The organism is Aliifodinibius sp. S!AR15-10 (assembly GCF_031569985.1).
Lineage (GTDB): Bacteria > Bacteroidota > Rhodothermia > Balneolales > Balneolaceae > JAMQKA01.
Genome location: NZ_JAMQKA010000018.1, coordinates 96,445 through 110,676, shown reverse-complemented (window position 1 = coordinate 110,676; position 14,232 = coordinate 96,445). Strand labels below are relative to the sequence as shown.

10 protein-coding genes are annotated in these 14,232 nt (G+C 48.9%); all 10 read right to left on the bottom strand.

Features of this window, described 5'->3' with window-relative positions; all coding sequences use genetic code 11:
• Positions 1 to 1,100 precede the first annotated feature (1,100 nt).
• The 10 genes from NC796_RS13515 to NC796_RS13470 all read right to left on the bottom strand — a co-directional run bounded on the left by NC796_RS13515 (position 1,101) and on the right by NC796_RS13470 (position 14,169).
• On the bottom strand, positions 1,101 to 1,811 hold the full coding sequence (locus tag NC796_RS13515) for a DNA-binding domain-containing protein (protein ID WP_310685112.1): 711 nt from the start codon (positions 1,809 to 1,811) through the stop codon (positions 1,101 to 1,103).
• Positions 1,812 to 2,603: 792 nt separating this feature from the next.
• Complete coding sequence (locus tag NC796_RS13510) at positions 2,604 to 3,869, bottom strand: amidohydrolase/deacetylase family metallohydrolase (protein WP_310685111.1); 1,266 nt, start codon at positions 3,867 to 3,869, stop codon at positions 2,604 to 2,606.
• Positions 3,870 to 3,968: 99 nt separating this feature from the next.
• Entirely contained in the window at positions 3,969 to 5,297 is a 1,329-nt protein-coding gene (locus NC796_RS13505) for an amidohydrolase/deacetylase family metallohydrolase (protein ID WP_310685110.1), read from the bottom strand.
• Between the two features lie 64 nt (positions 5,298 to 5,361).
• Positions 5,362 to 6,996 (bottom strand): DegT/DnrJ/EryC1/StrS family aminotransferase, encoded by a 1,635-nt coding sequence (locus NC796_RS13500; protein ID WP_310685108.1) that lies wholly within the window; start codon positions 6,994 to 6,996, stop codon positions 5,362 to 5,364.
• 150 nt (positions 6,997 to 7,146) lie between these two features.
• Positions 7,147 to 7,641 (bottom strand): RidA family protein, encoded by a 495-nt coding sequence (locus tag NC796_RS13495; RefSeq protein ID WP_310685107.1) that lies wholly within the window; start codon positions 7,639 to 7,641, stop codon positions 7,147 to 7,149.
• Positions 7,642 to 7,733: 92 nt separating this feature from the next.
• The gene (locus NC796_RS13490; RefSeq protein ID WP_310685106.1) at positions 7,734 to 8,702 is read right to left on the bottom strand and encodes an SMP-30/gluconolactonase/LRE family protein; all 969 of its coding nucleotides are present in this window, start codon (positions 8,700 to 8,702) and stop codon (positions 7,734 to 7,736) included.
• 91 nt (positions 8,703 to 8,793) lie between these two features.
• Positions 8,794 to 10,029, bottom strand: coding sequence for an aminotransferase class V-fold PLP-dependent enzyme (locus tag NC796_RS13485; protein WP_310685105.1), 1,236 nt, complete (start codon positions 10,027 to 10,029; stop codon positions 8,794 to 8,796).
• A 29-nt stretch (positions 10,030 to 10,058) separates the two neighbouring features.
• Positions 10,059 to 11,795, bottom strand: a complete 1,737-nt coding sequence (locus NC796_RS13480) for a c-type cytochrome (protein WP_310685104.1) — start codon at positions 11,793 to 11,795, stop codon at positions 10,059 to 10,061.
• Positions 11,796 to 11,911: 116 nt separating this feature from the next.
• Positions 11,912 to 12,466, bottom strand: coding sequence for a RidA family protein (locus NC796_RS13475; protein ID WP_310685103.1), 555 nt, complete (start codon positions 12,464 to 12,466; stop codon positions 11,912 to 11,914).
• Between the two features lie 155 nt (positions 12,467 to 12,621).
• Positions 12,622 to 14,169 carry a SusD/RagB family nutrient-binding outer membrane lipoprotein gene (locus tag NC796_RS13470; RefSeq protein ID WP_310685102.1) on the bottom strand — a complete coding sequence of 516 codons (1,548 nt, stop codon included), beginning with the start codon at positions 14,167 to 14,169 and terminating at the stop codon, positions 12,622 to 12,624.
• Between the last annotated feature and the right edge of the window lie 63 nt (positions 14,170 to 14,232).

Sequence of the window (14,232 nt, the reverse complement as noted above, 5' to 3'; positions counted from 1 at the left end):
AATCAAGTTTCGTAGATTGCAGGCGAGACATGAGGACCTCCTCTGATTTGTTAAACAGGATTACAGGAAAGAATGTAAGACGAATCCAGGGGATGGTCCCCTTTTTTTAACATAAAGCCTGAACTTGATTCAGTATCTCTTTCAGGATCTCGTAGAGCCTGTATCTTTGATATCAGCTCTCAACAGATCAGCGTTTAGTCCCACCATGAGATCTCCTGAGCTGTCAGAGTTCGTATTCATTTTTTGAACGATCAAAATCCGCCGGTGGGCGGACTAGCGAACTGTTCACGAAAAAAAATCGCCGGCAGATGTAATTTTTGTTGCTTCCCTTCCCGACAGCCGTCGGGATAAAACCATTTAAACTCGATCCGCTGGCATGCACGGATCTCAAACAAAAATGGTTTCTACACGCACAGACTACGGTTACTCGATCAACTAAAATTACGAAGGGCGGAGAGGAGATGGATTCAAACACTGACTTTTTGAGTAAGCCCTATTTATGTAACGTCAGTTCGATATAAGAATTCTTATTTATAACCCCACGCTTGGTCCCTATGCTCTGCGTTGGGACCTGTTGGGACGCTCCGCGTCCAGTAGCGTCAGAGGGGCTTCCGCCGCAGAGCGGACGGAAGCGAGCAATGGGTGGAATACTAGTAGTCGGGCTACCCGGAATGCTACTACATGCCGGTCATCGACCGGTTTTTGGGCAGCCGGAAGGGTAGTGATTCAAAAGCAAATCGTAACGACCGTTTATACTCACGTTAATGTAACGTCAGTTCGAGATAAATAACTGTCATTATGAGGAATTCCACGACAATCGGGATCCCGACAGTTGTCTGGAGGCAATCTCCCGATGGCTGAACAAAAAACGGACAGGGAGATCGCCACGTCAGAAAAGCCTACTTGTGATAACGGCGATGTTTTTAAATAGTTCTTGTATCAAAACAGACACTGTATCCCACCATCGGATACACTGGATCCGACGACAGGATACACTGGATCCTGCACAAGGATACGTTGGATCCCGGAGCGGGATATATATACTAAATCCCCTCTCCCAGGTTGGGAAAGGGGATGAGTGTTATAAGGAAGACCACCAGTTATCCAGACCCAGTCACGGTCAACTCCCCAGGTAAGAAACCGGAACGTACTTCGCTGGTATGCTTCGGTGCAGCACGTATTTCGAGCCTGTATGTACCCGGATCGAGCCGTGGATTGGTAAAGATCAGTTCGCTCGGCTTGTTTTTCAACATATGGGCCTCTACGCGGGTGGCACTGTTAGTAGCCGTATTAATGAAGAAAATGCCCTGATCCGGGTCCTCCTTGTTAAACTTTAGCAACGATCCTGTAATACGAGCCCCACTTCTCGATGTGACCAGCTCATCCTGGGTCCCCGACGAGCTGTCAAAGTAGTGAAGCGGGGCTGGCCGACGTTTGCGAGTGGATATCTTTTCGATGTCAACGTCTTTGGCTGTTGCATGGAGTCGCTTCCCTGCGGTCACGTTTATGCTGACCCGGTGGCGGTCGGGGTCAAACTGGTCGTCTTCCCCGTCAAAAACACCATTGATGCCTGGACTGATATTTACAAGTGGAGTATTTACGGCATGGCCCTGCTGCACAAGGTTAATAATTCCCTGTGTCACCTCTTCGAAACCGGCCAGCGCTTCGGCTTTGGTAATAGTGGAGCCTTCGCGTGTCATATGATCGAAAACATCCTCAATGGAATAGCTTTCCGGGTTAATACTGACGGCCATATAGTCATCGGGGGTAGATGTAATATTGTTGGGAATAAGATAGTATTGTAGTGACATAATAAATTAAGTTTGTTGATTTTGATGAATGACAACGGTCGTTTCGGCTGTGATGAAAAGCAGAACTACCGTTTTTGAGCTTTGTCTATAAGTATGATCACTTTGAAGGGAAATCCTTACAAAATTTTTTAACGTAAACTCGGTTTAAGCAATAACCAAGGTTTACACACCGAAGCTTTATGCAAAGGAGTGCTACGTAGCACAAGCGGAGTAAATTATTGCTGCGCTCTTTCTCCAACGAAATTTACGTCAGACCGGATGGTGGAATGCTAAATTGTTAAAGTTAATGAGGAATAGTTTTAAATTATTTCCAGTCAATCCGGCCTTTCCAACGTTTGGACATCTTTATAACAACAGGCGAAAAACCGGTAGCATTTCTGTCTGACGAGGGACTGGCAAGGATCTAACCAACTATCAACAGGTCATCAGCACCGAGAAGTTAAATACTTCTTGGATTTTTGGTTCGTATGAGGCGTCTCCGACTACCGAGGATCAAGCCAAAATGGGCACCTCTTTTAGAGGATAGGCTCGACTACGACAATTTGGGGTTTTACTCCCATTGCATTGTTCATTTTTTCGATGAGGAAAAAACGAACCAAAAAACTCACCGGGGTATCGAAGATATTGGACTGGCTGTAGTTATTCGTCTGCTCCCTGCTTTTAATCGTTATTTGCCTACTCCGAGTCTTTCCCATCGATTCCCCGGACCCCAACGGTTGAAGGTGACAGAACCCAATCCCAAGCATTTCTGTCTGACAAGGTGATGGCAAGGGATCAACCAACGTTCAACAGTTACTCATTCCACATCGGGGCGGCCAGGCCGTTAAGGTCATATACCACTTCACCGGCCCGGATAGTTAGTTCGGTTTCCAGCTTTTGGGTTCCCGGGCGCAAGTGTTCACGCGAATCCAGGAATCCGAACTCCCCCTCCATGGAATCAAAGACCGTAATATCCGCCACTGCACCCTCGCTGAGGTGCCCCAAATCTTCGCGCTGGATGACCTGTGCCGGCTTCCAGGTAGAAGCTTCGATAACCTCTTGCAGCGACATCCCCATATTCAGCATCTTGGATACCAGGTTCATCATATCTTTCATGCCGCCGTTCATACTCCCGGTATGCAGGTCTGTGCTTATGGTGTTGGGCTTTAACCCCTGTTCAAAAGCGGGAACGGCTATCGGGTAGAAAAAGCTTCCGCCGCCGTGTCCCACATCGAATATAATCCCCCGCTCCTGTGCTTTAAGCATGCCCCCGCGAAGTTTTTTGTTCTCATCAATCACCGCCTGCCGCACGCCATCCGGGGATGTATCGCCCCCATACATATGGGTATAGATATCGCCCGGCCGCAGGACCTCAAGCAATAGTGTCTCCAGCGAAAGAGGAGGTGTTGCACTACCAAAATCCACCATCACCGGTACGTCCGCCTTTTCCCCGGCTTCAACTGCCAGATGATACGGTTCCCACTCGTGCCCGTTGTAATGGGCTATCTTTACCCCCACAATTTCGGGATTGTTCTGTGCCACCAGTGCGGTCATCTTTGGATTCATATCCTCGTTATTCTGCTCAATCACTCCCCCCTTCATTCCACCCCCGATGATATTCAGGAAAGCCAGCACACGGGTCTTGGCACGATCAATCACCTGCTCCTTGAATATCGGGAAGTTTCTCCACCCGGCGTCTCCCACATCCACCACGGTTGTTACGCCCGCCCGGAATGTGAACCCATCTGGCGGGAGGCTCGAGAAGCTGTTGGAGAGATACGCATCCGGGATGGTACCGTGGAACACGTGGGTATGCATGTCGATAAATCCGGGACTCACGTATAGACCCGATGCATCCACCACTTTGCTGGCATCTGATGCGGGTATACTCGATGCAACCCGCGCCACCTGGCCATCCTTGACCGCAAGGTCCATTACCCTGTCTATGTTATTTTTCGGATCGATAAGGTGACCGTTATCGATAAGCAAATCGTAAGACTGGGCGTGAGTTAATAATGGAAGCAACAGCAACAAACCTCCCGCTAACAGGTACCTGGCATATACATTCTTTTTTAGCATAGTCATTCAGTTTTTATTGAATATGAGTACGATAATGGTAACGAACTTTAAAAGATCACAAAACAGGTTGTGTTTAGTATTCATCTCCATACTCCGGTTTTAATATCGCAGAGGCTCTTCATCCCATATAGGGAATGCCCGTCCGTTCAGGTCCCACGCCACCTCTCCGGCCCGTATCGTAAGCTCTGCCTCCAGCTTCCGGTTTCCCTTCATGGTACGTCCACGTGCATCAACAAATCCAAACTCACCCTCCCGCAGATTAAAGACCGCCAGATCGGCCACCGCTCCAACGCTGAGGTGTCCCAGGTCCTCCCGGTTGATATAGCGCGCCGGGTTCCATGTTGAGCGTAGTATGACCTCCTTCAGCGGCATATCCATATTGATAAACTTTGACAAAAGGTTCGTCATATTCTTCATTCCACCGTTCATACTTTGTGTATGCAGGTCCGTGCTGATGACATCCGGGTAGAAGCCCTGCTTCATCGATGGTATAACCTGGTGCCATATCAGGCTTCCACCGCCGTGACCCACATCAAAAATAATCCCGCGTTGCTGAGCCTTGAATATGTAGGGTTTGACGTTAAAATTTTCATCCACTACCGCTTCCCAGCCCCTGGTATAGGAATAGGTGTGGGTAAACATATCGCCCGGACGAAGCTTGTTCAAAAGCAGTGTTTCAAGCGACAATGGTGGCTCGTGCTCCCCGAAATCAACCATCACGGGCAGATCAGCCATATTTCCGGCTTCAACTGCCTTGTCCACCTGTGTGAAATCACCCCAATAGTGAGCTGCCTTTATGCCAACAATTATTTCCGGAAACAGCTTTTTTGCCATTAATGTAGTCATAACCGGGTTCATGTCCTCCGGGTTCTGTTCCTCATAACGCCCTTCCATGCCAACCCCTACAATATTCAAAAAAGCCAATACCCGCGTTTGGGCCCGGTCTATCGTCTGTTTCTTGAAAAGACGGAAGTTCTTCCAGCCGGACGACCCCGCATCTACCACGGTGGTCACTCCTGCCCGGAAAGTGAAGCCGTCGGTCGGGACGCTCACATAACTGTCTGCTATATAGGAGTCGCCATCTGTACCGTGAAATACATGCACATGCATGTCGATAAGGCCGGGTGTTACATAGAGTCCACTTATATCGATTACCCTTTTGGCTTCCCCGGGAGCAATGTCCAAAGCCACTCTTGAGATACTGTCCTCTGTGATCGCTACATCCATGCGTTCGTCGATGCCATTCTTAGGGTCAATCAGATGTCCGCCTTTAAGCAGAATATCGATATCCTGTGCCACAGCAACTGTCCAGCCCTGTAATACCATCCACAGGGCCAGTACACAAATGATACTCATCTCCCGGCATACGTTACGTACCCACCCGCGTGCCGATAAAGTCCGTATTTTATCCCCCGGTTTTTGAAACATATATCTTAGCTCATTTTACTTTCAACGTTCACGTGAGAACCCACTCCCACCGGCAGCGTGAAAATCAGGTCGCTAGAGGTGGTCCACCGGGTACTCGTACCGGCTCCCGATCTTCGGGATAACTGTGCCGGGTGGCTTTAAACCTGGCAGTCAGGTATTCTCCCAGGTAGACCTCTCCCGAGATGGAATTGCCATCTCTCGAAAGAGTACCCGTAAAAATGTTGGTGATCCGATCGGCGGGATGCCGGTCGGTACTCAGCAGTTTAACCTGGTCTCCCTCTACTGTCCCGGCGATGTCACGCACAGAAAAATCACCCTTGTGAGAACCTTCAATCCAGTTACCATCCTGCTTTTCTATATAGAAGGTATGTTGGCTTTCGCTGCTGAAAAACTCGACATTGACAATCCAACGACCCGTCACAGGAGAACTTGGCTCCTCTTTTTTATTCTCCTTTGGCCTTCGTTTTTGAGTAAGCAGATTGTAAATCCGGTCGGCCACGATCTCATCCTCCCCGGGCTTCATCATCCAGGCCGTAATATTGATGGAGGTGGTGCCAGGGTCCGGTCCATCTCCGCTCCCAACGACAATCCTGGGCTTCGTTCGGCCCAACGTCTCCGCCAGTTCGTCGCCCGCAATATGCAGATTGTCGACCTTCCAGTAAATATGTAGTACGGGACTGTGGTTGGAAAGCCGATCCGGTTCCTCAATCTCGGTCTCCACACCTTTAATATCGGAAACACGGTCTGATATATGCTCCAGCCATGAGAGCCACATCTCCCATTCGGTCTCGTGATCCACTTTTACCCACGCCTCGACTGCTGCTAGCATGCCCATCATTTCCTCCCGGCCCACCTTGTTATCGCGTCCAGGGCCATGATGTGGCGAACTTGCCTGCCACGCCGACATCAACAGGTCTCTGGGTCCCAACAGCATGCCTGCACACTGGGGACCGCGCAAGGCTTTACCACCGCTGTAGCATACCATCGTTGCACCGTCCTGCAGGTGTACGTTTGGGATGGTAAGATCCTCGGCCGCCGCATCCATGAGAATGGGTACTTGCCATTGTTTGGCAATTCGGGCAACCGTTTTTGTGCCCAGGGGTTCCGGCTGCCAGGAAGCCATGTAAATCATAGCTGTACGGGGATTAAGGGCGGCCTCCAGCTCTTCCGGCGTTTCCACGTTGATTACTTTCACCCCGATATTCCTGACGGCATGGTCATAAGCGTTGCGCGATTCCCGTGGTATAATAACTTCCGTCTTCTCAAAACCGGTCAAGTCGGGAATGCGAATAAGTTTTTCGGGGTTTCCTCCTGTTACACACGCAGCGGTAGCATGCTTCATAGCCGCTGCACACCCAGCCGTTACGATTCCCCACTCGGCACCCGTAAGTTCGGCAAGGCGCCGCCCGATCCCTTCCGCCAGTTCATCATACTGAATATAGCTTTGAGAAGCGGCGTCCATCGCTTCCCTGACCGCCGGCCGCTCGATAGAGCCGCCGATAATCGTAAAAGTACCCCGGCAATTTATTACCGGTTCAACCCCAATAGACCGAAAAATCTCCGGTCCCATCACTGCTGTTGTTTTTGCATTGTCAGACAGTATCGGACCTGCATGTCCACTTCCGAAAGCGCTGTTGGCTGCTGCCACGCCAAGCGGGAAGGTCGATAAAATCTTCAATACCTCTTTTCTACTAGGCATCCCTGTCACCTTGTGTTTTCTTGTATTTTAATTATCCTCGTACATGTTTAGCGGTTGGATTCATTATTAAAATCCATAAAACGTCTCTCGGTCATCCCGGACCTCCGACGGCTGTCGGAGATCTCGCGTGATATCATAGCGTTGGGTTCCTTATTCATTCAGGGCCGCTATGCAGTCGATCTCAACGAGTGACTCTCCCGGTATTCCTCCATAACATGCCACGGTGGTCCGCACTGGTGGATTTTCGCCAAAACGTCCCCTGTACGCTTCATTCATTTTGGAGTAATCGTTCAGATCTGCCAAGTACACATTGACCTTGAGCACCCGGTCCATTGAGGATCCCGCCTTTTCCAGTTCCGCTTCCAGGGCATCCAGGACCTCTGTAGTATGTTTGGTGATATCTCCCTCTTCGTGGTATCCCTTCCCGGCAAGGTAGACCAGCCCGTCATGGACAACCACACTTGAAAAGAGGGGGACTTCGTCCTGCGAACCTTCCCCAGGAGGTATCCGGGTAATACTATTGTCTTTTATCCCGCTGCCACTGGCTTCCTTGTATCCAAAAAATCCTGCCACACCTGCCAGCAGGGAACCGAATATTGCTTTAATCATGGACTTTCGCGATCGCTTTTCATCAATAATATTCATCTGTTTTCCATTTTTTTGATTTAAGATTATATCTAGGCTTGAATAAGCTTAATGTGCATTTCCGGTAACGCTTTCACCATTGTCATGTGCGTTCAATTCATATCGTTAAGCAGTTTCCAGCTCCTCCCCGGGGTATCGGTTCTAAATCTCTGGACATTTCCAACATCAGCCACTGTCACATAAACAGTTCGGCCGTCTGGTCCGCCGAATGCCAGGTTACTTGGATTTTTCCCAGCAGCTATTGTTACTTCCCTGGAGATCTCACCTTTTGGCGTGACTACCGCCACTGTCCCCTTTCCATAGCGGGTAATATATAGATTGCCCGCCGTATCACACCGCATCCCGTCCAACCCGTGGTCGGGAAATTCAATCAGCAGGCGCTTATTACTTATTTTGCCAGCGCGTGACAGGTCATAGGCCCACACCTTTCGCTGAACCGATTCCCCTACATACAGTGTTTTTTCATCGATTCCCACTTCTATGCCATTTGTAGTACCCATATCCCTTTCAAGGAGCGTGGTCTGCCCATCGGTATCGATACGCCATAATTGCCCGGTTGACTTGCTCCAGTTCGGGTCGCTGGCATACACCTTGTCATCAGCCCCAATGGCGATATCATTGGGTTGGTTCATCTTGGGTTGATGGGCATATACGCTCACCTCGCGGGTTTCCATTTCGACCTTCAGAACGTTATGATTGGTGTAATCAGCGATTAACATATTTCCATTGCTGCTAAAACGTATGCCGTTGCCAATACTGCCCTTTTCCAGCTCGACGAACACACTTGCCCTCCCGTCAGGCGTCACTTTACCAATTGTGTGCTGCCGAGCGTAGTTGACTGCGTACAGGTTACCTGAAGTGTCAACAGCGGGCCCTTCCACACCGGAAGTGAAGCTCCCCCGCTCGGTAAAATTTTGACATACAAACAGATCCTCGCTGGACCTGTTTTCTTTGGTCACTGATTTGGACTGGCTGCAGCCTACCCCTCCAACAGTAGCAACTCCACCACAGGCAATAAGCTTCAGAAAAGATTTTCTGCTAATATTAAGCGGTTTTTCCATTTTCCAGTCTTGCCATATACCTTATAAGTTCAAATCACAACGTATCAAAGAGAAGACACAGAGTTGCTCAAAAAGGATAAATAAGCGATCACTAAACTGCCTGCTCGAGTACCTCTTTCACGCGCCGGCCCACGATATCAACATGCTCCGGTTTCATCGTAACTACCGTAATATTCAGTTTCTCCTCGTCCCCGGAGATTTCTATTGACGGACTCCCGTTTCTTAATTGCTCCACCACTTCCTCCGGCGTAATCTTTACCCTGCTTTGGTCCCACCGGATATAGAGATTTGGGAAATGGTTTGCCGGACCCGGATCAACGTAGGGCTCACCTTTAACGGTTGGAACCGCCTCAGCCTGTTCAGCGATACGCTCTGTCCAGTCCACCCACTCCTGCCATTGTTTCTTATGATCGGTCTTCAGGTAGGAGTCCAAGGCCACGTACATCGCAAACATCTCTTCCTTGTTGACCTTCATGCCGCGGCCTATTGAATCGGAATTGGGACTGTGATTCAGCTTTGCCGCTTCAATCAAGTCCTCACGCCCAAACAACAAGCCCGTACTCTGGGGACCGCGAATAGCCTTGCCCCCGGAAAATGTGACAAGGTCAAAGCCAATCTCAATATACTTAAACAGATTTTCCACCGGTGGAACGTCGGCTGCCGCATCAATAAATGTGGGGATTCCATACTTTTTCCCGATCCTGACAAACTCTTCCCTGCTGATACTGTACTCCTCCAGACCATACCAGGAAGATGCCGCATTGAAATAAAGACCCATCACCGTATTCTCGTTAATGGCGGCTTCCATCTCACCAGGCCCTTCCACCTCTATCATTTTTATTCCTGTATTTCTGACGGCGTGGTCGTATGAAAAGCGGTGCTCCTTCTGGATAATCACCTCTTTTCGGGGTCCCGGCAGATTGGGTAGCTGCTTTATCATCTCTTCATCTTTCCCCGTAATGGTGGCGGCGGTACCCAGTGTAAGTGCAGAGGCCGCGCCGGCGGTGACCATGGCCGCCTCGCAATTGAGCATTTCTGCAATTTTGGCTCCCACTTTATCCTGTACCTCGTTGAGCCTGGCGAATTCAGAACCCGTAGTCATGAGGGCCTCCCTCACTTCCGGCAGCATAACAGAACCCGAGAGCGTAGTCAGGGTCCCGCGCCCGTTAATCAGCGTTTCGACCCCCAGCTCCTCGAAAAGATCCCTACGGTCGGTGCTCCCTGGTTCCATCTGCCGACCGGTTGTACTTTGGGTGGCTGTACAAGCCATGGTACCCAGCAAAGGAATACCGGCCAGTATTTTCAACATTTTTCGCCTGCTAAACATAAAATCTCCCGTTTTACTTGATTTCAGACTCATTCCGGTTTGTTTAATTGATCTCTGGTTTTCGTTACTTCCTCTTCTGTAATTGCGCTGGCATCATTGCCAAAGCTTTGTCGAATATATGTCAATACTTCGGCTGCTTCCCTGTCAGATAAAAAACTGTGCTGTGGCATGACCGCATTGTAGTTTTCCCCATTTACTTCAATAGGCCCCTCTAACCCTGCCAGTATCAGGTTTATCAGGCGTTCTTTGTCCCCGGTAACCCAGTCGGTGCCAGCAAGTGGGGGATATCGGCCGGGAGCTCCCTTCCCATCCTGCTGATGGCACGAGGCGCAGTAGGTGCTATAAATTTTTTCACCCCCTATCGGCACACCTTTTTGGAGATTATCCCTTTCGGGATGCGGATCTCGAATGTTGCTGGCTGTTTGCTTTTCCTCTACCATCTGTGCTAATGCCTGGCTATCATAATCATCTCTCTCACCAGTATAGGTTATTTTCCAGATTTTTCCTTTCAGATCCTCAGTAACATAAAGAGAGCCGTCCGGTCCCACGGCAAGTCCGGATGGGCGGTGTTTGGCGTCACTGGTATTTACAATAGGATCGACGCCGGCAAACCCGTTGGCGAACACCTCCCACTCTCCCGAGGGTTTCCCGTTTTCAAAAGGAACAAAGGCGATAAAATAACCGGCTTGTGGATATGGATTTCGAATCGTTGATCCATGAAAAGCGATAAAAGCGCCATTTCTGTAATGTTCCGGGAACTGGTCTACCTGGTAAAATAACAGATCGTTTGGAGCAAAATGGCCCGGGAATCCCAAAATCGGATTATCGTACTGGCTACATCTTCCAATCATTTCCCCATCACCGCCGTATTCAGGAGCCAATACTTTTTTTTCTTTGATATGATCATAATAGCAATAAGGCCAACCAAAATTAGCGCCATCGGTCACCCTGAAGAACTCCTCCGAGGGAAGTACTGCATTCTGCCATTGTGAAAATTTGTTTGGGAACAGCCGGTGCAGATCATCACGCCCATGCATCACCAGGTATAGATTTTCATCAACCGGATTCCATGCCATGGCTACGACGCTACGAATTCCTGTTGCGTACTTGTACCCCTCTGCCTGTGTCTGATTTAACGTATCCTCGCTAAACCGCCATATCCCACCGTGATCTTCCAGCGTAGGACAAGGGTCCAGTCCCGGGACTTCAGGAGTGCGCTTCGGTTCCTGGCAGGCGTTGTTTGGGGCTCCATATGGCACATAGATATTCCCCTGGTTATCAAAAGATATCGGCTTGGTGTTATGCTCGTGATCCCCATGGTCATGGCCATCTAGCACCACGGTATCCATTGGAGACTCAGGAACCAGCCTTCCCGGTGTCAACTTATAGCGATACACCGCCAAACTTGAACTGAAATAGAGATACCCGTTATGAATTTTCATACCAGTTTCCGCATAGGTACCGTCATCATTACCAAATTTTCTCTGGATATCCATAACCCCGTCACCGGTGGTATCACGCATTGCCACGATCCCTCCGTTTTGATCTGATGACTTCAGTTTCACATATATATCACCGTTCTCATTTACTGCAAGGTGTCTTCCCTGGCCTATACTATCCACAACAACCTGGACTTCAAACCCTTTGGGTAGCAACAACTGGATTTCATCGGTATCTTGAGAGGTAGATACATTTTCCCTTGAACAATGCATTAAAATGGATAACAGGGATCCAGCCAGGATTAGATGTACGAGCAGCCTTGTCATAATAATTACTTTCTCATAAATAGAACTCTTTTATTCCGGCAATTTTTATACCTCTTTTACCCGACTTATCTTCTAAGAAATCCCTGTAAGTTACACTTCCCATTAACCCGGGGAACTCAGTCTTCTATCTCAACAATCATTTCGATTTCCACAGGTATGTTGCCGGGCAGAGATCCCATCCCCACGGCAGCACGTGCGTGCTTGCCCTTTTCGCCAAATACCTCCACCATCAGGTCCGAGAACCCATTTATAACCTGGGAATGCTCGGTGAAGTCCGGTTCGGCATTTACCATCCCCATTACTTTGACAACTCTCTCCACTTTATTCAAATCCCCAATCTCCTGTTTCAAAGAAGCCAATGCTGATATCGCGGTTAAACGGGCAGCCTCCTGTCCCTCCTCAATCGTTAAATCACTTCCCAGCTTTCCCCGGACCAGCGTGCCATCCGGCTTATCGGGACCATGCCCTGAAAGGAATACCAGGTTGTTGGTGCGAACAGCTTTTACATAATTCGCAATAGGCGGTGATGGCTCACCAAGCTCAATTCCGAGCTCTTTCAATCTTTCTTCTACATCATTGTCCCCCTCCTGCATACCCGAACTGTTTCCCTGACTACCGGTACAGGAAAATAGCATCAGTGAAATAACAAAGACTGCTATCAGCTTTTTCATGACATGTCAATTTGAAGTAATAAATTCCATTAAGGTGGCTAATCCACCAACCCGCAATAATGATGGGCAAACCTCACAAAAACGTGCCGAAAGAGTATGTAAGTGTAAAAGATGAGGGAAATCTATGCCCGACTCCCCTCACCAGTATTAGAAATCTAATTGGGTTTGGCATCCCACCAAAGTTTAGTGGCATTATTATCAGAACCATTTAGCAGGTTCCTGGCTTCTATTGTAGCTGCCTCATTATCCGAATATTCACCATCTACAAAGGAAATTCTACTGAATATATCGTTCTCTGCCAGTTCTGGATTCAGAGACTCGATAATCGGATACAGCTTTGGATATCTCGTTCGCCTGTATTCAGCCCATGCTTCGCGGCTGTTGGGATACAGTGCGATCCATTTTTGGGTAATTATCTGTTCCAGGTTTCGCTCAAGGGATGCACCCGCCTCCCAGGCAACCGGGATATCTGTTAACGGTGGTGAGTTCCATTGATCTCCCGGCGCAGTCGGCGTGTTGGTACTGCTAATGTAGTTGTTAATATCAGCCGTAGAGGCACCAGAATTTTGTTGCAACGACATTCGGATACCCTCTTCATACAGTTCCTGGGCGGTACCACCCATCTCCCACCCGATAAGAGCTCCTTCTGCCCTGAGGAAATATATTTCTGAGGCTTCCATCACTTCCATGGGCGGGTTGGTTCCTCCCCGGTTATCGTTCAGCCAGTTTACTCCCATGTCGGAATAGCGGCTGTTCAGGTTTCCCGGTTTTTCCGTACGTGGAATTCCATTCCGCATTCCTTCCCACGATCGACCGTCACCATCATCATCACCGTCAACGGCAGGACTAAAATATTTATCAATCCTCGGATCTTCATATCCGTCAAGCAGGCTTTCCATGGCAGAACTCATCCTAAACTCACCCCAGTCGGTGATAACAGTATAGGGGTTTCGGGAGTTAGGTGTAGTCAGCACGTAGGCGTTGTCAGCATTTGACATCATAACGCCGTCATTAAAGGCCTTCTCGGCTTCACTCTTTGCCAGGTCGGATTCGACGTACCGAATCCGCATTGCCAGGCGTAGCCTCAGAGAATTGGCAAACCGTAGCCATTTGTCTACGCTCCCACCGAATACAATGTCGTTACTTCCAAAAGCATTACCCCCGGCATTGTTCTTCAAGACTTCCACTGCCTCATCAAGCGTAGTAAAAAAGTCTTTATATACAGATTCCTGGGAATCATATGGGACGCTGGTTTCCCCATTTCCAAATTCTGAGTAGATGATGGGTCCCCAATAGTCTGTAACTCTGTGGTAAAGCTGTACTTTCCATACCTCGGCAATCGCATTTTGAAGTGTCAACCCCTCCCGTTCGGTGAAATCCAGCACAAAATCGAGCTGAGGAGCTGCATCTCCGTAGAAAGTCGACCACGCCAAGTCACTCCATCGACCAACCTCAATATATTGATCAGAATCAAAGTTGGCGGCAGTTGTTGCAAAATACTGGGCATAAAGGTCAGCAAACAGTGCCTCGGTAATCTGAAACTGCCAGTCCAGTCCTTTCATACCACGGTATTGCGACTGGGCAAATGCCTGTCCCAGCAACGAAGCGTCCACATTCGAAGCAACAATCTCATCTGAAGGCGTATTCAACTCATCGAAATCATCTGTACAGGAAGAAATGAGCCCTAGTGTTACAAAAAGCATTACCAACAAACATATACGAGAAAAGTATTTATTGCTATACATGAGAAATCCTCTCAACAAATT

What these genes read in the sequence shown, in the direction of transcription:
- NC796_RS13515 (WP_310685112.1), bottom strand. Translation starts at nt 1,811, where the DNA reads ATGTCACTACAATACTATCTTATTCCCAACAATATTACATCTACCCCC.
- NC796_RS13510 (WP_310685111.1), bottom strand. Translation starts at nt 3,869, where the DNA reads ATGCTAAAAAAGAATGTATATGCCAGGTACCTGTTAGCGGGAGGTTTG.
- NC796_RS13505 (WP_310685110.1), bottom strand. Translation starts at nt 5,297, where the DNA reads ATGTTTCAAAAACCGGGGGATAAAATACGGACTTTATCGGCACGCGGG.
- NC796_RS13500 (WP_310685108.1), bottom strand. Translation starts at nt 6,996, where the DNA reads ATGCCTAGTAGAAAAGAGGTATTGAAGATTTTATCGACCTTCCCGCTT.
- NC796_RS13495 (WP_310685107.1), bottom strand. Translation starts at nt 7,641, where the DNA reads ATGAATATTATTGATGAAAAGCGATCGCGAAAGTCCATGATTAAAGCA.
- NC796_RS13490 (WP_310685106.1), bottom strand. Translation starts at nt 8,702, where the DNA reads ATGGAAAAACCGCTTAATATTAGCAGAAAATCTTTTCTGAAGCTTATT.
- NC796_RS13485 (WP_310685105.1), bottom strand. Translation starts at nt 10,029, where the DNA reads ATGTTTAGCAGGCGAAAAATGTTGAAAATACTGGCCGGTATTCCTTTG.
- NC796_RS13480 (WP_310685104.1), bottom strand. Translation starts at nt 11,795, where the DNA reads ATGACAAGGCTGCTCGTACATCTAATCCTGGCTGGATCCCTGTTATCC.
- NC796_RS13475 (WP_310685103.1), bottom strand. Translation starts at nt 12,466, where the DNA reads ATGAAAAAGCTGATAGCAGTCTTTGTTATTTCACTGATGCTATTTTCC.
- NC796_RS13470 (WP_310685102.1), bottom strand. Translation starts at nt 14,169, where the DNA reads ATGCTTTTTGTAACACTAGGGCTCATTTCTTCCTGTACAGATGATTTC.